This is a genomic window from Rahnella sp. EDr1-12, assembly GCF_049206505.1.
Lineage (GTDB): Bacteria > Pseudomonadota > Gammaproteobacteria > Enterobacterales > Enterobacteriaceae > Rahnella > Rahnella rivi.
Window position 1 is genome coordinate 248,095 of record NZ_JBLZNY010000006.1, and the last position, 16,290, is coordinate 264,384.

At 52.7% G+C, this 16,290-nt stretch carries 14 protein-coding genes; 5 read left to right on the top strand and 9 right to left on the bottom strand.

Translation table 11 applies throughout. The annotated features are described in order from the left end of the window. The first annotated feature begins 1 nt into the window (after window position 1). Window positions 2–3,298 carry a cellulose synthase subunit BcsC-related outer membrane protein gene (locus tag ACO0U8_RS20710; protein ID WP_421671540.1) on the top strand — a complete coding sequence of 1,099 codons (3,297 nt, stop codon included), beginning with the start codon at window positions 2–4 and terminating at the stop codon, window positions 3,296–3,298. Between the two features lie 89 nt (window positions 3,299–3,387). Here ACO0U8_RS20710 and ACO0U8_RS20715 read toward each other — a convergent pair whose 3' ends face one another. Both ACO0U8_RS20715 and manA read right to left on the bottom strand, forming a co-directional pair. Next, window positions 3,388–4,926 (bottom strand): YdgA family protein, encoded by a 1,539-nt coding sequence (locus ACO0U8_RS20715; protein WP_136377464.1) that lies wholly within the window; start codon window positions 4,924–4,926, stop codon window positions 3,388–3,390. A gap of 137 nt (window positions 4,927–5,063) precedes the next feature. Then, complete coding sequence (manA, locus tag ACO0U8_RS20720; protein ID WP_421671541.1) at window positions 5,064–6,242, bottom strand: mannose-6-phosphate isomerase; 1,179 nt, start codon at window positions 6,240–6,242, stop codon at window positions 5,064–5,066. 249 nt (window positions 6,243–6,491) lie between these two features. Here manA and fumC point away from each other — a divergent pair, with 249 nt between their 5' ends. Continuing rightward, window positions 6,492–7,889: a class II fumarate hydratase gene (gene fumC, locus ACO0U8_RS20725; protein WP_421671542.1), complete on the top strand. Its 1,398-nt coding sequence runs from the start codon at window positions 6,492–6,494 to the stop codon at window positions 7,887–7,889. Window positions 7,890–7,942: 53 nt separating this feature from the next. Here fumC and tus read toward each other — a convergent pair whose 3' ends face one another. Next, on the bottom strand, window positions 7,943–8,878 hold the full coding sequence (gene tus, locus ACO0U8_RS20730) for a DNA replication terminus site-binding protein (RefSeq protein WP_414071041.1): 936 nt from the start codon (window positions 8,876–8,878) through the stop codon (window positions 7,943–7,945). A gap of 300 nt (window positions 8,879–9,178) precedes the next feature. Between tus and ACO0U8_RS20735 the strand changes: the two genes are divergently transcribed. Further along, complete coding sequence (locus ACO0U8_RS20735; protein WP_421671543.1) at window positions 9,179–9,748, top strand: DNA-3-methyladenine glycosylase I; 570 nt, start codon at window positions 9,179–9,181, stop codon at window positions 9,746–9,748. Window positions 9,749–9,767: 19 nt separating this feature from the next. Here the strand turns inward: ACO0U8_RS20735 and ACO0U8_RS20740 are convergent, their stop codons facing one another. After that, the gene (locus ACO0U8_RS20740; protein ID WP_421671544.1) at window positions 9,768–10,724 is read right to left on the bottom strand and encodes a GlxA family transcriptional regulator; all 957 of its coding nucleotides are present in this window, start codon (window positions 10,722–10,724) and stop codon (window positions 9,768–9,770) included. A gap of 115 nt (window positions 10,725–10,839) precedes the next feature. Here ACO0U8_RS20740 and ACO0U8_RS20745 point away from each other — a divergent pair, with 115 nt between their 5' ends. Continuing rightward, window positions 10,840–11,481 carry an HD domain-containing protein gene (locus ACO0U8_RS20745; RefSeq protein WP_421671545.1) on the top strand — a complete coding sequence of 214 codons (642 nt, stop codon included), beginning with the start codon at window positions 10,840–10,842 and terminating at the stop codon, window positions 11,479–11,481. Window positions 11,482–11,525: 44 nt separating this feature from the next. Here ACO0U8_RS20745 and yqfB read toward each other — a convergent pair whose 3' ends face one another. From yqfB to ACO0U8_RS20765, 4 genes are all read right to left on the bottom strand, one after another. Beyond that, window positions 11,526–11,831, bottom strand: a complete 306-nt coding sequence (gene yqfB, locus ACO0U8_RS20750; RefSeq protein WP_421671555.1) for a N(4)-acetylcytidine aminohydrolase — start codon at window positions 11,829–11,831, stop codon at window positions 11,526–11,528. Between the two features lie 314 nt (window positions 11,832–12,145). Next, complete coding sequence (gene arsC, locus ACO0U8_RS20755; protein ID WP_122095289.1) at window positions 12,146–12,571, bottom strand: glutaredoxin-dependent arsenate reductase; 426 nt, start codon at window positions 12,569–12,571, stop codon at window positions 12,146–12,148. 58 nt (window positions 12,572–12,629) lie between these two features. After that, window positions 12,630–13,919 carry an arsenic transporter gene (locus tag ACO0U8_RS20760; protein ID WP_421671546.1) on the bottom strand — a complete coding sequence of 430 codons (1,290 nt, stop codon included), beginning with the start codon at window positions 13,917–13,919 and terminating at the stop codon, window positions 12,630–12,632. 45 nt (window positions 13,920–13,964) lie between these two features. Next, on the bottom strand, window positions 13,965–14,285 hold the full coding sequence (locus tag ACO0U8_RS20765; protein ID WP_421671547.1) for a metalloregulator ArsR/SmtB family transcription factor: 321 nt from the start codon (window positions 14,283–14,285) through the stop codon (window positions 13,965–13,967). A gap of 87 nt (window positions 14,286–14,372) precedes the next feature. On the opposite strand from ACO0U8_RS20765, the gene arsH reads away from it, so the two are divergent. Next, window positions 14,373–15,077, top strand: coding sequence for an arsenical resistance protein ArsH (gene arsH / locus ACO0U8_RS20770; RefSeq protein WP_421671548.1), 705 nt, complete (start codon window positions 14,373–14,375; stop codon window positions 15,075–15,077). A 189-nt stretch (window positions 15,078–15,266) separates the two neighbouring features. Here arsH and ACO0U8_RS20775 read toward each other — a convergent pair whose 3' ends face one another. Then, the gene (locus tag ACO0U8_RS20775) at window positions 15,267–16,034 is read right to left on the bottom strand and encodes a hypothetical protein (protein WP_421671549.1); all 768 of its coding nucleotides are present in this window, start codon (window positions 16,032–16,034) and stop codon (window positions 15,267–15,269) included. Window positions 16,035–16,290: the final 256 nt, after the last annotated feature.

Sequence of the window (16,290 nt, forward strand, 5' to 3'; positions counted from 1 at the left end):
CGTGAACACCCCTCGCAAGACGCCGTTCACATTCAGCAGGCTGGCCCTGACCCTGGGGCTGGCGCTGCTGAGCACACAGGCCGGGGCCGCACCGGTGGTTTCCCCTGAGCAGTGGCTGCTGGAACAGGTGCGCGTCGGTGAAGCCAGCCATCAGGAAGATCTGGTGCGTCAGTCGCTTTTTCGTCTGGAACTGATGGATCCTCAGAATCCGCAGGTGCTTTCCGCCCGTTTGCGGCTGTTACTGCGCGAAGGGGATCAGGCCGGTGCGAAACAGCAATTGCAAAAAATTCAGCAGGTCGCGCCAGATTCTGACGACTTCCGGCAGGCGCAGCTGAGCCTGCGGATTGCCTCGCCGGACATGCAGCAGAAACTCCAGCAAACGCGCTTACTGGCGACCGCCGGACGTCTCGACGAAGCCAAAGCGCAGTACGATGCGTTATTTCAGGGGCAGCCGCCAACGCTCGATCTCGCCGTGGAATACTGGCAACTGGTCGCCCGGCTGCCGGGGCAGAAAGCCCGTGCGCAGGGGCTGCTTCAGGCACTCAATCAACAATATCCCGGTGATGTGCAGTTGCGGCTGCAACTGGCGCAAATGGCGTTTGATGCCGGTGACAACGCCGGTGGGGTCGCGCTGGTGAAACAGGTTGCCACCACTAATGAAGGGCGGTCGCCTGCCGCAGATTTATGGCTGGCGCGTATCAGGGCGCAGCCGGTGGCGAACGCCAGTGTCGATGCGTTGCAGGCGTTTATCGCCACCTTCGATACCGGCCCTCAGGTGATCGCCGCCCAACAGGAACTCCAGAGACAGCAGGCGATGCTTGCCGATCCTCATTATCAGGCACGGATCAAAGGGCTGGCGCAGATAGAAAAAGGCGGCTCCACGGCGGCCATTGCGCCGCTGCGTCAGGCCTTGCAGGAAAAACCTAACGACGCTGAAGTGCTCGGGGCGATGGGGCTGGCGTATTCCCGTTCCGGCAACCGTCAGCAGGCTCTGGCGATGTTCCAGCGCGCCAGGGCAGCCGAACAGGATGGTTATAACACCAGTAAATGGAACAGCCTGATCGATACCAACAGCTACTGGCTCAGGATTGAGCAGGGCGATAACGCGCTGAAGGCCGGGCAGTTAGATCGGGCGCAAAGCGCCTATCAGCAGGCTCAGCACATCGACCCCCGCGATCCCTGGGCTCAAATTGGCCTCGGTGATGTGGCCGTGGCACGTAAAAACGATCCGCTTGCCGAACAGGCATATCGCCGTGCGCTGGCGCTGGAACCCAACAACAGCAGCGCCGAACGCGGGCTGGTGAACATTTATCAGCGGCAGTCACCGCAAAAAGCGCTCGATTATCTCAGTACCTTGCCTGCCGCCTCCCGGCAAACGTTCAGCGATCGTCAGAAAAGCCTGCAAAGCGATGTGCTGACCGCGCAGGCAGAAAAAGCGGTGGCAGCGCGTCAGTGGGATCAGGCCGCCACGCTTTACGCGCAGGTGCTGGCCCTGACCCCGGACGACGTCTGGAGCACGTATCACTACGCCGGTGCGCTGCGTGAAGCGGGGCATCCGGACAAAGCAGATGCCGCATTTACCCGGCTGGCGGCGAAAAAACCGGCCGATCCGCAGCAGGTCTATGCCTATTCGCTTTACCTCTCGGGTTCTGACCGCGATGAAGCGGCGCTGCGCCACTTACAGACGTTGCCGCAGAACCAATGGGACGCCAATATGCGCGAAATGGCGCAGCGCATCCGGCTCGATAAAACACTTTCAGGTATCGACACCGCGCTGGCGACGGGCGATACCGCACTGGCGAAACAGCGTCTGCAACAGGCGGATTTGCCGGCTGACGGGCTGAGTCTGAATCAGCAGCGCCGGGTGGCGACGGCCTGGCTGGATGTCGGCGAAGCCAGCAGGGCGTATGCGTTATTGCAGCCACTTAAAATGGCCGCCCGCCAGCAACCCGCCGGGCAGGACAAGGCGCTGATTTACCGTAATGCGGCGAACGTTGAACAACAGCTCGGTCAGCCCGATCTCGCCCGCCAGGATTACGCGCAGGCGATGGTGGCCAGCGGCATCACGGCGCAGGTGCCGGAAGATAACGACGGTTACACCCGACTGACACGTCAGCAGGCCGGGGATGACTGGCTTAAACGCGGCATCCGCTCCGATGCCCATGATTTGTACCGCCAGCAGGACGTTAACTTCACGGTGGATACCGACTCCTGGGCGTCCAGCGGTACGCCGGGTAAATCCGACCTGACCGCCAATACCACCATGTTTCAGGCCGATATGCCGGTGTATCAGGGCAGAGGTTTCCTGCGCGCTGACTGGGTGCGGATGGATGCGGGAACGTTTGATCATCAGAACGGTAACTTCGAAGAGAGCTTTGGTACCTGTACCGATCAGGTTTGCCGGCGTTATCGCAGTCAGAACGCCAATGGCCTGAGTCTGGCGGCGGGCTGGGAAAATGAACAATGGAAAGGGGATCTGGGCACCACGCCGCTCGGCTTCCCGGTGGTGGACTGGGTCGGCGGGCTGGCATACAGCGGCGACTGGGATACACTCGGCTGGACCACCACCGTCTCGCGCCGCCCGATCTCCAGCTCACTGCTCTCCTTTGCCGGTGCGAAAGATCCGGGCACCAATACCACCTGGGGCGGCGTTCGTGCCACCGGTGCCAGCCTCGGCCTGAGTTACGATCAGGGCGAAGCCAACGGCGTCTGGGCAGACATCAGTGCGCATCAGCTGACCGGTAAGAATGTGGCGGATAACACCCGTGAGCGGCTGATGGGCGGCTATTACTATAAGGTCATCAACGAGGATAACCGCCGCGCGACCGTCGGCCTGAGTTCAATGGTCTGGCATTACCAGAAAGATCTCAGCGGTTACACGCTGGGACAAGGCGGGTATTACAGCCCGCAGCGCTATTTCTCGCTGGCGGTGCCGGTGAATTATCGCCAGCGCACGGAAAACTGGTCATGGCAACTGGGCGGCTCGGTTTCCTGGTCACAGTCATCGACAAGCAGCCAAAAACGTTACCCGATCCAAAGTCTGATCCCCGATACGTTAACGGATAAAAGTGCCGTTGAGTCCGGCAGCAGCGGTTCCGGTTTCGGCTACACCGTGCAGGCCTTGCTGGAGAGAAGGGTCAGCGCCCACTGGACGGTCGGGGCGGGTATCGACATTCAGCAGGCGAAAGATTACACGCCGAGCCATTATTTACTGTACGCGAGGTATTCGATGGGGGGCTGGCAGGGCAGTCTGGATCTGCCGCCGCAACCTTTAACGCCGTATGCTGATTTCAAATAAGCGAAAGGTTCAGGCATAAAAAAAGAGGGGAAGACATTCCCCTCTTTTCGTTCTTATCGTTCTTAACGTTTAATGCGGCTGTATCAGAATTACTGCGCCGGAACCGGAGCGACTGGCGGTGCCAGAGGCGCAGGGGCTTCAGGCTGTGGCTGAGCAGCCGGGCCGCCGAACAGGCCAAACATACCGGCAAATTCCTGCAACGTCATCTTCTGACCGTTCAGATCCACCTGATTATCCGCATAGCTGAAGCTGCTGGTCAGGGTGTCATCTTTCACCGTGGTCAGTTTAAACATCTGACCCATGGCTGCCAGACCCTGAACCTGCTGCTGTGCCAGCTTGGTGGCGTCATCGCCGCTGTAACCTTCCAGTTTAGCAACCTGAGTGGTGACTTCGGTCGCCATCGCCAGCGGGACATTCAGTTTAGCGTCGATTTTGCTGACCAGATTAGACAACATCTGATCCTGCGTTTGCGCAGGTGTAGCGGCCGGATCTTTCAGATCCAGATGCAGGTTGAAGGTACTTTCACCTTTGCTGTTTTTCCAGCTCAGCGGTGCAATGCTGATACTTGGATTGCCTTTGAGCAGCAGTGGCAGATTCGCCAGCAGCATATCGGCGGCTTGTTGCTGGTAAACCGCAGGATCCAGTTCACCTTGTTGCATCAGCAGGGCGCGGGATTGCTGATTGTAATTATCAGCAAACTGTTTCAGGGCCGGGCCATCCAGTTTATCCAGCTTCAGCGTCAGTTTGGCAGAACCGAAATCAGCACCCTGAATTTTCAGTGCATCAATGGTGTAATCCTGCTGGCCGCCGATGTTATTGCCGTTTTCAGCAAATTTGCTCACCAGTTTGAAGTTATCCAGGGAGCCCGCGTCTTTACCGTCAACGTTCACCAGAATCTGTTTGATGCTCAGGTTCTGATCGCCCACGCCGACCTGGAATTTACCCTGCTGGGTATCGCTGTCCATGTTCAAACCGGCCAGCGTCACTTTTTCAAGCTGACCGAACTGGTTTTTAGAGGTGATCGCCAGGCTGTCGATGTCGGCTTTCAGCTTCATCGCCGTCAGCTCTTTATCCACATCCACATTGATGGTGCCGCCGGAGAATTGCAGCTGGCTCTCTTCTTTCTGGTAGGTCACCGGGATAATGTCGATGGCCGAAGCGCTCGCGCCGCTGTAAGAGACGCGGGTATCCGCGGTGATCAGCGAGCGGCCTTTGGTCACGTCAAACAGCGGTTTAAGCGTTGGGGTGTTTTGCAGTTCGGAATGCACCGAGGCCATGCTCGGGATCAGGTTGAATTTCTTCAGCTGAGCGGCAGGGAACGGGCCATGATCGACGGTTTCGATAAACGCGATTTCATCACCGGTTTTCAGCGCGCTGGTACCTGCGGTGGCCGCGGCGGCATCAGGTTGCAAAACGATGCGCAATTTGCTGCTGAACACGCCGCGCTGGTAATCCTGATAACTGACTTTCAGACCGGCTTTCGGGAAAGCAGTCTGCAGCTGGCTGTTGGCCGCCGCGACTTCTTCATCCATATGTTGTTCGATGAGTTTACCCGTGTACCACGAGACGCCTGTCCAGGCTGCGCCAAGGACGACAATGACGCTTACAGCGACTAACGACTTCTTCATATCTCTGTTTATCCTTATGAAATGTCCCGAAAACAAAAAACGCCTTGCGGCGTTATTAGTCTCCTGAGTGTAGCTCAATCAGTAAAAAAATCATCAAATTGAGGCCATTAGCCCCAATTTGTTTAATGACCGGATACTTAACTCAGGGTATTGAACACGCGGGCAATGCGCCCGTTGCCACTTATGCTGACCGGCGATTCACTGGCCGCAATATAGCCGGACTCACCCGGATTGAGCACCAGCGTCTGGCCGTCTTTCACCAGCACGCTCTGGCCTTCGATACAAAAGACAATCGCCGCGCTGTCTTGTTCAAGCGTTTGCGGCTCTGCAGACAGGCTGTGGATGGAGAACGCAAAATCTTCTACCGGGATCGGGAAGTTAAGCTCCGCGCCTTTTTCCACCGGCGTTGTCAGCAATTCGCTGGCCGGTTTGGCATTGAACTTCAGGTTGGCCAGCAACTCTGGGATATCGATGTATTTCGGCGTCAGGCCTGCGCGCAGGACGTTATCGGAATTCGCCATCACTTCCAGCGACACCCCTTTAAGATAGGCGTGCGGCGTTTCGGCATACAGGAACATGCCTTCGCCCGGTTGCAGGGTAATCACGTTCAGCAGCAGCGGAGAGAAAAGGCCGGTGTCGTGCGGATAAAATTCAGCGATGCTGCGGATGGTGTCCCACGGCTCGCCGCGCTGATCGTTGAGGACGGATTTCAGCACATCCAGCGCCCGCGATTTATCGTCGCCTTCCAGACTCAGCAGCCCGGCGAACAGGGTACGCAGGTGGTCAACATCGGGATAAGACAGGAAGCTGGCAATCAGCGGATGGGCACCGGCGACCGGTTGCAGCAAGGAAACGGTTTCACGCAGCTCGCGAAAACCGTTCATGGCCTGGAACTCGGTCAGGGCATAGACCAGCTCCGGCTTGTGATTCGGATCTTTATAGTTACGTTCAGCCGCATCGAGCGGGATCCCGTTGGCGTTTTCTTTGGCGTAACCCAGCTCGGCTGCGCCTTTGCTTGGATGAACCTGAATTGACAGCGGCTGATCGGCACACAATACTTTGAACAGAAAAGGCAGTTCACCAAAACGTTTGGCGACTTTTTTACCTAGCTGCCCCTCAAGATTGGCACTGATTTGATCGCGCAGCGAAATCGTCTCACCGGTGGCATTCTCAACCTGAGAGCTGCTTTTCGGGTGAGCACCCATCCACAATTCCGCCATCGGACGATCTTGCGGATCGGTAATGCCATAAAGTTCTGTCAGCGCGTCTTTACTGCCCCAGGCGTAATTTTGTACACCGTTATGCATCTTTTGCATTGCTTCATCCTGAATGGAAAATTCTACCCGCTAGTAAACAATGACGGGGCGGCCTTTACAACTGTGAAGGGTCAAAAAGTGCGGTGATGGCGCAATCTCTTCAATGTAAAAGGAACGGGTAATACGCTTGCCTTATATGTCACTATACTCGTCAGGCCGCTGATGAACGCGTGGGAGCGCACCTGGCGGCTGAAAATCCTGCACAAAACACAGACACTCATTCGAAAATAACTATCTAAGGAGACAACAATGACAGCGACTCGCATTGAAAAAGACTCAATGGGGCCTATCGATGTTCCGGCAGATAAGCTTTGGGGCGCACAGACGCAACGTTCGCTTGAACACTTTCGTATTTCCTCTGAAAAAATGCCCACGGCGCTGATCCACGCGCTGGCCCTGACCAAACGTGCGGCCGCCAGCGTCAATATGGATCTCGGTTTGCTGCCCGCCGAGCGGGGCGACGCCATTGTTGCCGCTGCCGATGAAGTGCTGGCGAATAAACATTCTGAAGAGTTTCCGCTTTCCATCTGGCAGACCGGTTCCGGCACCCAGACCAACATGAATATGAATGAAGTGCTGGCGAACCGGGCGAGTGAGATCCTCGGCGGTGAGCGCGGCGAAGCGCGTAAAGTGCATCCGAACGATGACGTCAACAAAAGTCAAAGTTCCAACGACGTTTTTCCGACCGCGATGCACGTCGCCGCGGTGATTGAACTGCGTGAAACGCTGCTGCCTGAGCTGAAAGTGCTGCACAAAACGCTGGAAGCGAAAGCCGAAGCCTATCGCGATATCGTTAAAATTGGCCGGACACATTTGCAGGATGCCACGCCGCTGACCCTGGGCCAGGAGATTTCCGGCTGGGTGGCGATGCTGGCGCATAATGTCACGCACATTGAAAACAGTATTCCGCACATCGCGGAGCTGGCGCTGGGCGGTACGGCGGTAGGTACCGGCCTGAATACGCACCCTGAATATGCGGTTCGCGTCGCGAAAGCGCTGGCTGACCTGACCAAACAGCCGTTCGTCACGTCGCCGAATAAGTTTGAAGCGCTGGCAACCTGCGACGCGCTGGTGCATGGACATGGCGCCTTGAAAGGTCTGGCGGCTTCGCTGATGAAAATCGCCAACGACGTTCGCTGGTTATCTTCCGGCCCGCGTTGCGGCATTGGCGAGATTTCCATTCCGGAAAACGAACCGGGAAGCTCGATCATGCCAGGCAAAGTGAACCCGACGCAGTGTGAAGCCATGACCATGCTTTGCGCGCAGGTGCTGGGAAATGATGTCGCCGTCAATATTGGTGGTGCTTCCGGTAACTTCGAGCTGAATGTGTTCCGCCCGCTGGTGATCCACAACTATCTGCAATCTGTCCGTTTGCTGGCCGACGGAATGCGTGGTTTTAATGAGCACTGTGCCGTCGGCATTGAGCCAAATCGTGACCGCATTACGCAGTTGCTGAATGAATCGCTGATGCTGGTGACGGCGCTCAACACCCACATCGGTTATGACAAAGCGGCAGAAATCGCCAAGAAAGCCCATAAAGAAGGGCTGACCCTGAAAGGTTCTGCGCTGAAACTCGGTTATCTGACCGAAGAACAGTTCGACGAATGGGTCAGACCGGAAGCCATGGTCGGCAGCATGAAGGCATAAGTTTCCCTGATACCTGTGCACCAGAGAGGTCCGGCTTGCCGGACCTTTTTCATTTACAGCGGATGGTCGGTGTATAAATGCAGGCGTTTGATCAGCAGGCTCAGCGGCTGAGACTGCGGTTTGTACTTGTGTTTGATGGCGCTGACGTCGTAATCCGGCAATTCGCCTAGCTTCGGTACCTGCATCATCGGGGTACGCAGACACAATGCGATCAGCGGCAGCGGGCAGGGGTGTTGCACCTGTTTCTGGCTGTTGCGATACCACACGCGGGCAATGGGCTGAACTTTCACCGGACGTTTAAATTTCAGCGCGGCATGTTCCGGTAGCCGTTTCACATCAATCATTTCGCGGTTGATATTTTCCATCCACTGTTCACGGGTATAGGGCGAGACGGCGCGTCCGGCATTGAGGCTTTTTTCCAGCATCGCCAGCACTTCGTCCCGGCTGACATTCTTAATAATGTGCTTGTTGGCCCAGCCAAAGCGCACCGAATCCGGGTCATTTAAAAAGGTCACGGAGCGGTAGGCGTTGAGGGTAATCAGGCCGCGCAAATGGGTGTGCACAAACTCGAAACGCTGTTCGCGCGCCAGCCCGGATTCAACAGTGACAATGTGCTCAAGTTCCGCCTTAAGTTTGTTCACTTCTTCGATCAGCAGCAGGGCAGACTGGTGCTCAGCGGGGTCAACGGCATAGCACAGCACACCGGGCAAACGGACCGCGGATTTGCTGCTGATATTCTCGTTATTATGATGAATGAACAGCCGCTGAAAATGCTGCAACGCCATCTCCTGCGCGGCTTCACCGAGATAAGGGGTAACAGAAATCTTATCCGCAGGATTATGTTCTTCGCCTTTGGCGATGTCCGGCAAGGCAAACACCCGCGCCTGCAGTAATTCCAGCCTGCTCAGGAAATTCCCCAGGTCGTGCAACGCCATTTCCAGCTCGTTAAAACAGCCATTCATACGAGCGATCAAATCATAATCTGCCATATCCCCTCCGGTTAGTTACAACATGCAGTGTAGGGTATTATGATTAAATGTGCACACTTAACCTTCGGGGAAATGTGCAGCGGTTGTTTTCAAGGCGCCTAGGAGGGAAATCAAGGGAGTGTAAAAACCGAAGTAAATGAGCAGGGTTCATGAATATTTGCTGAACCCTGCCGGTGGTTCATGAAACCATCATGAATATAATTCATAAAACCACAGAGGCGTGCGAGGGTTATTTTTTCCCTGAATAATGAAGACCGTTCTCGGGTAGACTACGCAAAACCCATCAGCCCGAGTTCCGCCATGACCATTGCTCCCGTCCGTTGTCCCTGGAATCTCCAGGACGATCTCATGATTCACTACCACGACACCGAATGGGGTAAACCCGTGCGCGACAGCCGTGCGTTGTGGGAAAAACTGATGCTGGATGGTTTTCAGGCGGGGCTGTCCTGGCGGATTGTGCTGAAAAAACGTGAGGCATTGCGTCTCGCGTTCTGCCAGTTTGAGCCGGAAAAAGTCGCTGAATTCACCGAAGATGATATCGAAAAGCTAATGAACAACGCCGAAATCATCCGCTCACGCAGTAAAATTACGGCTGTGATAAACAATGCGCGGGTTTATCTGGCAATGCAGCAGGCCGGCGAAGATTTCGGAGAGTGGATTTGGACGCAGATCGGCGGTAAAGCCATTCAGCATGTGGGGCCGGTGCCCACCAAAGATGCGCTGTCAGAACGTATTTCGAAAGACCTGAAAAAGCGCGGTTTTAAGTTTGTCGGTCCGACAATTGTTTATGCCTGGATGGAAGCTACCGGCCTTATCAATACTCACCGTCCTGAGTGTTTCAGGCGGGCGCAGGTTGCCGCAGAGGCCTGATTTATCAGGCTATAGTGAGTCACACAAACTGTTTTTGATATTGTGACGGTGTCACGTTAAGTTGGCGCATAAAGGCCCGCCGTAAGATATCCACGCTGGAAAATCCGCATTGCGAGGCAATCTGTTTCATGGCAAGACCGCCGGTTTCGAGCATCTGGCGGGCATGAAATATCCGTTGCTGTTCCAGCCATTCTGCCGGTGATTGTTTCATTTCCTGATTAAATAACCGCGTGACGTGGCGGGCACTCAGCCCCATATGTTGTGCCAGCGTGCTGACATTGTGCGGCTGGTCCAGGGAACTCAGCACCCAGCGCTGAACATCCTGCAACGCGGCGCGGCCACTCAGCGATGCCTGACCGTGACGGCTGAACTGAAGCTGACCGCCTGGGCGTTTGAAGAACATCACCAGCTGAGCGGCCACATTGCGCGCCGTTTCCCGCCCGAGATCTTCCTCAACCATACTTAACGCCAGATCCAGCCCGGACGTCACACCGGCAGCGGTGCGCAGTTCGCCGTCAGCGATAAAAATAGCGTCTGCTTCGACACAGACCCGTGGATATTCCTGACTCAGTTTTTCCGCAACCGCCCAGTGAGTGGTCACGCGGCGGTTATCCAGCAGTCCTGCGGCGGCAAGCAACAAAGCTCCGCTGCACACTGAGCCAAAACGCTGTGCATGATGGCTCCAGCGACAGAGATTGTGCTTTAAGGCATCGTCGCTCAAAAACGTGTTCAGTGAGGGCGCACCGGCGACCAGAAAGGTATCGAGATTATCGGGAAGCGGGGCGTCCAGAATCATGTCGGCCAGGATCCGGGTGCCTGAAGACGAAGTGACGATCGGGTCGTTTATCGCCATCACGCTGAGTTTATACACTTCGCGGCCACGCTGCTGATTGGCCTCGGCGAAAACATCCATCGGGCCGGAAACGTCCAGCATCTGTACGCCGGGGACGGCCAGAATAATGATGTGTTTGGGCATTGATCGTTTTCCTGTCGCAGAACGGCGTAATATCTTAAATCGTATTACTACGTCGATTGATGACATTCATCCTGCGGCTTACGCTGGGTTTATGCAATCCCACAGGAGAAATATCATGAGTCTCACAATCAATGGCATCCGTATCCCTGACAGCAAAATGTGCCGCGAAGCCACAGAACGGGTTCGCGATAGCGAATCGGAATTGCTGTTTCACCATTCCAGCCGGGTGTATTACTGGGCCGCGCTCGCCGGGCAGGCTCGCCAGTTAAATGTTGATCACGAGTTACTTTATATTGGCTGCATGTTCCATGACATGGGGCTGACTCACGAACACTGCAGCTGTGATAAACGTTTTGAAGTGGACGGTGCCAATACCGCGCGGGAATTCATGCAGCAATATGGCATCAGCGGGCAGGACATCGACAAAGTCTGGACCGCCATCGCGCTGCACACCACGCCCGGTATACCCGAGTTTATGGATCCGGTGATCGCGCTGGTCACGGCAGGAGTGGAAATGGACGTGCTCGGCATCAATTATCAGGCGTATGAAGAGGACGTTCGTCATGCGGTGGTGAATACACATCCCCGCACGGCGACATTTAAAGAAGATATTATTCAGGCATTTTATGACGGCATAAAAAATAAGCCGCAAACGACCTTCGGTAATGTAAAAGCAGACGTTATTGCAGATAAAGAACCTGAATTTATCAGGGGGAATTTCTGTTCCATTATCCGTCAGTCACGCTGGCAGGGCTGAAGAAGAGCAGGGCGCGCCGGTTTCAGCACGGCGCGTTTTTAGCGTTAAATAAGGCGAAACTCGAGCATAAACAGTTCTTTCAGCCCCGGATAAATTTCACTGATGACCTGTTTCAGTTCCGGCAACGTCATATTTTCCTGCAACGCATGGGTATCATTTAGCGCGTCAAATTGCACCGGCGTCAAATTGATAATCTCGATATTGCAGAAAAAAACATTATCTTCATAACGGCTTACCCGCACCTTATCACCGGTTGAAAAGTTTGCATCGCTGGCTTCGCGCAGTGTAATCGTTTTACGGCCTGCAAGAATATCCGCCTCAAAGCGACCATAAAAAGTGATGTTTTTCATAGAGTTTCCATTAGGGTGTGAAAAGGTGTCGTTGATTTTATACCGGCTGCTGCGTCCGCCCGCTGCGGTTCTTGTCAGACAGCCCCGCGCAACGAGATCAGCCAGATGGCGGGTAGCTGTCGCTTTACTGACTTTCGCCACTTTCTGATACTGACCCGCGTTGATCCCTTCGGCAAACCCGTTTTCGCCTCCGTCCAGCAGACGATTCAGAACGTTAATATACGAGCCGAATAAGGATTGTAAACGGCTCATAAATGGGTCTGACAAACAAATGTTCCGGTGAACACCCATGGCTTGTACGAGAAAAGTGACTTTCAGATCAGCCGATGACCCTCTTTATCAACAACTTTTTCGCCATCTTCTTTTGTGAACGCTGCTTTTTGAAATTCCGGAAGTATGTCGAGTACCTTCTCTGATGGTCGACATAACAATGTCCCAAGTGGCGTGACCACAACGGGACGATTCATCAGAATTGGGTGAGCGAGTATGGCGTCGATCAGTTCATCATCAGTGAGTGTATTTTTATCAAGTTCTAACTGTTCATAAGGCTCTGTATTTTTACGCAACAAAGCCCGAACCGTGATCCCCATATCTGTAATCAGTTTTATAAGATCCTCGCGGGTAGGTGGTGTTTCCAGATACAGAATAACCGAAGGTTCAATCCCACTGTTGCGGATCATCTCAAGGGTATTCCGTGATGTCCCGCAGGCAGGATTATGATAAATAGTCACATTGCTCATCGTTATGATCTCTGGTTGAACCCCGGAAGCGACTCATTCCGGGGTTATGAGTTAATAGTCAGTGTGATACAGACAGCCGCAGTGCCAGTGCTACCAGCGTGACAAACAGTACGGGGATCGTCATGACAATCCCCACCCGGAAGTAATATCCCCAGGTAATTTTGATGTTTTTCTGCGAAAGAACATGCAGCCACAGCAATGTTGCCAGGCTGCCGATAGGGGTGATTTTAGGCCCCAGATCGCTACCGATTACGTTGGCGTAAATCATCGCTTCTTTGATAACACCGGTTGCTGTACTGCCGTCAATCGACAGTGCCCCGACCAGCACGGTCGGCATATTGTTCATTACAGACGACAGGAAAGCTGTAAGGAAGCCAGTACCCAACGTTGCCGCCCATAATCCTTGTTCTGCCAGCTGATTCAGCACAGATGAAAGATAATGGGTCAGTCCGGCGTTTCGTAATCCGTAGACCACCAGGTACATACCCAGCGAGAAAATAACGATTTGCCATGGCGCACCTCGTAACACCTTGCCTGTGTTAATGGCATGACCTTTCTTCGCCACAGCAAACAGGAGCAGGGCACCAGCAGCCGCGACCAGACTGACAGGAACGCCCAGCGGCTCCAGTCCGAAGAACCCCACCAGAAGCAAAACCAGAACCAGCCAGCCGGTTTTAAAAGTCCCGAAATCACGGATCGCATCTTTCGGTTCTTTCAGCAGGGAAACGTCGTAAACGGCAGGAATATCTTTGCGGAAATACAGATGCAACATCACAAGCGTAGTCGCAATGGCCGCCAGGTTTACCGGCACCATCACGGCTGCATATTCAGAGAAACCAAGCTTAAAGAAATCCGCTGAGACGATGTTCACCAGATTCGAGACAATCAGCGGCAGGCTGGCCGTGTCAGCGATAAACCCTGCGGCCATGACAAAGGCTAAGGTTGATCCCTGGCTGAATCCCAACGCAAGCAGCATCGCGATGACGATAGGCGTCAGGATCAGTGCGGCACCGTCGTTGGCGAACAGTGCGGCGACCATCGCGCCAAGCAGAACAATCCAGGTAAAGAGCAACCGGCCCCGGCCATTTCCCCAACGCGCAACGTGCAATGCGGCCCATTCAAAGAAACCGGATTCATCGAGTAAAAGACTAATGATGATCACGGCAATAAAGGTGGAAGTCGCATTCCAAACTATCTGCCAAACCACCGGAATATCCCCCAGGTGAACGACGCCAGTCAGCAATGCCAGACCTGCGCCCAGCATGGCACTCCAGCCAATCCCCAGTCCACGGGGTTGCCAGATAACCAGGACGAGCGTAAACAAAAAGATAACACCAGCCAGTAACATCAGAAACCCCATTCATATTTGTTTATTCGTATACATACATCGACTTTAGCACGAGGACGATGCTGCGCTATGGAGCTTGTTGCGTATGTGTTCGCGTTCACAGTTCCAGGCTATGTCAATGATTCCGGCAGCCCATGCAGGCATATGGGGTGACAGTCGGTAATGCACCCATTTTCCTTCACGGCGGTCGATAACCAGCCCTGACTCACGCAAAAGAGCCATGTGGCGGGAAATTTTTGGCTGAGACTCGTTTGTGGCACCACAGATGTCACAGACGCACATTTCTCCGGATTCCCTGAGAAGCAGTAAGATAGTTGAACGGGTTTCATCGGCGAGCAGTTTAAAAAGCTGAACAGGCTGTAGCATGCTTAACCTCGATTAAAATTAACAATACATATGATATTTCATATGTGATAAATTTTAAAGCATAGCTTACAAGAGGGAGAGTTTTTTATGACGCACTTACCAGCAATAGAACCGGGGTGCTTTGATGAGGCCATTGCCAGTAATCTACTGGACGGCGCTGAGACCATGCCGCGTATTCTTATCCTTTACGGATCGGTACGAGAACGCTCCTACAGCCGTTTTGCAGCAGAAGAGGCGGGGCGGTTGCTGGCAAGGATGGGCGCTGAGGTGAAAATATTTAATCCATCTGGCCTGCCGTTACCTGATGATGCGCCGGACAGTCACCCTAAAGTGCTTGAACTCCGCGAACTGGTCAGGTGGTGTGATGGAATGGTCTGGAGTTCTCCGGAAAGACATGGAGCCATGAGTTCGGTGATGAAGGCCCAGATTGACTGGATACCCTTGAGTGAAGGTGCTGTTCGTCCGTCCCAGGGTAAAACGCTGGCCGTAATGCAGGTTTGTGGCGGCTCACAGTCATTTAACACGGTAAATCAGATGCGGATACTTGGCCGATGGATGCGTATGTTCACCATTCCCAATCAGTCGTCAGTGCCAAAGGCATGGCAGGAATTTGATGATGAAGGACGCATGAAACCCTCGGCCTGGTATGACAGAATTGTGGACGTTGCCGAAGAGTTATTCAAAATTACGTTAATCCTGAAAGGACATGCCGGTTATCTGGCGGACCGCTACAGCGAAAGGAAAGAAAACCATCAGGAACTTTCTACAAGGGTCAATCAGGCAAAAATCTGACAGGCATACAGGCCCGGATGTATTACCGGGCTTTAGAAAGAATGACAATAAAACGGACATTTGAAATGAGACATAAGCGGACGTCTCAATTTAGCTGCTACAGCTTCTGTCAATGCAGTTTTAAAGTGTCACCTCTTTGGGCAAAGTAAAAGTGACACTCAAACTGATATGATAGTTGCCTTGGTAGCTCTAATATTGATCTGGGTTTTTAGATAGTTTATCTACATACTCCACTAACAGCCTTTTAGCTAAGTCATAGGATTTTATAGAAATATCAAACAGTTCTTCTTCTTTTTTTAAAAAACCAGTATGTACTAATTGAGATCTGTAATCATACAGTTTATAAAATAACTCTGCATCCCTTCTCCCTAATGTCGTATGAACAAGCTTTTTACAAATTTTACTGATGTATTGAAATTTCAAAGAATTTAATCCCTTTTCAAGAGAAGCTTTAGTATTATCATCAATATCCATTTTATTCATAATATTTGTTAAAAACTCTATTGTTTTAACCTCATTTTCGTCGCGAAGAACTCTATCCGTTAATACCTCTATAGCGGTCATCGACAAAATAATTCTATTTATGAGTGACTCATCAAAAAGAGCGGTTGTGAGCATAGATGTCGCTATTTTAATTTTTTTAAATTTATTACCTGCGGCGAAAATGTTTTCCATTCGTCTATAATGCTGGTTAAAGTATATATCAAATTTATCCGCATTCACCGGTTCAATTTCTTGAGTTGCTTTAGTGTCCCATGCAGTAGATTTGTCTGGAAAAACATGAACTCCGAATTTATCGCTCCAATGAATTAAAGGTATCTCATAATAATCCCCATCACTTTTTATATGCTGCTGTATAAAATAGCTTTCTGATTCTCTCTTGGCCTTTTCTAGTAAGGATGAAGATGCTAAATTATCAGGATATGCAATGCCTATTCCTATTTCGGCAAATGACAAAATTAATGCCTGTTCAACTCTTCTTGAATCAATGGCTATATCTTTATAACTTAAACCTTCTAACCGCCTCAATCTCAGGATGCTTTTGTCTTCAGCTTAGCTTACTCTAAGGTGACGTTTCTATCTGGATAAAAGGGGGTGCGGACGATTACTTGGACTCTCGGGAGAGAGTTAATGCATTCATATGAGGACAGGGTTCGGGCTGTTGAACTCTATTATCGATATGGCAAAAAAGCCTCTATGGTCATCAGAGAAT

What these genes read in the sequence shown, in the direction of transcription:
- ACO0U8_RS20760 (WP_421671546.1), bottom strand. Translation starts at nt 13,919, where the DNA reads ATGTTACTGGCTGGTGTTATCTTTTTGTTTACGCTCGTCCTGGTTATC.
- ACO0U8_RS20715 (WP_136377464.1), bottom strand. Translation starts at nt 4,926, where the DNA reads ATGAAGAAGTCGTTAGTCGCTGTAAGCGTCATTGTCGTCCTTGGCGCA.
- fumC (WP_421671542.1), top strand. Translation starts at nt 6,492, where the DNA reads ATGACAGCGACTCGCATTGAAAAAGACTCAATGGGGCCTATCGATGTT.
- ACO0U8_RS20745 (WP_421671545.1), top strand. Translation starts at nt 10,840, where the DNA reads ATGAGTCTCACAATCAATGGCATCCGTATCCCTGACAGCAAAATGTGC.
- ACO0U8_RS20735 (WP_421671543.1), top strand. Translation starts at nt 9,179, where the DNA reads ATGACCATTGCTCCCGTCCGTTGTCCCTGGAATCTCCAGGACGATCTC.
- arsH (WP_421671548.1), top strand. Translation starts at nt 14,373, where the DNA reads ATGACGCACTTACCAGCAATAGAACCGGGGTGCTTTGATGAGGCCATT.
- ACO0U8_RS20765 (WP_421671547.1), bottom strand. Translation starts at nt 14,285, where the DNA reads ATGCTACAGCCTGTTCAGCTTTTTAAACTGCTCGCCGATGAAACCCGT.
- yqfB (WP_421671555.1), bottom strand. Translation starts at nt 11,831, where the DNA reads ATGAAAAACATCACTTTTTATGGTCGCTTTGAGGCGGATATTCTTGCA.
- tus (WP_414071041.1), bottom strand. Translation starts at nt 8,878, where the DNA reads ATGGCAGATTATGATTTGATCGCTCGTATGAATGGCTGTTTTAACGAG.
- ACO0U8_RS20740 (WP_421671544.1), bottom strand. Translation starts at nt 10,724, where the DNA reads ATGCCCAAACACATCATTATTCTGGCCGTCCCCGGCGTACAGATGCTG.
- arsC (WP_122095289.1), bottom strand. Translation starts at nt 12,571, where the DNA reads ATGAGCAATGTGACTATTTATCATAATCCTGCCTGCGGGACATCACGG.
- manA (WP_421671541.1), bottom strand. Translation starts at nt 6,242, where the DNA reads ATGCAAAAGATGCATAACGGTGTACAAAATTACGCCTGGGGCAGTAAA.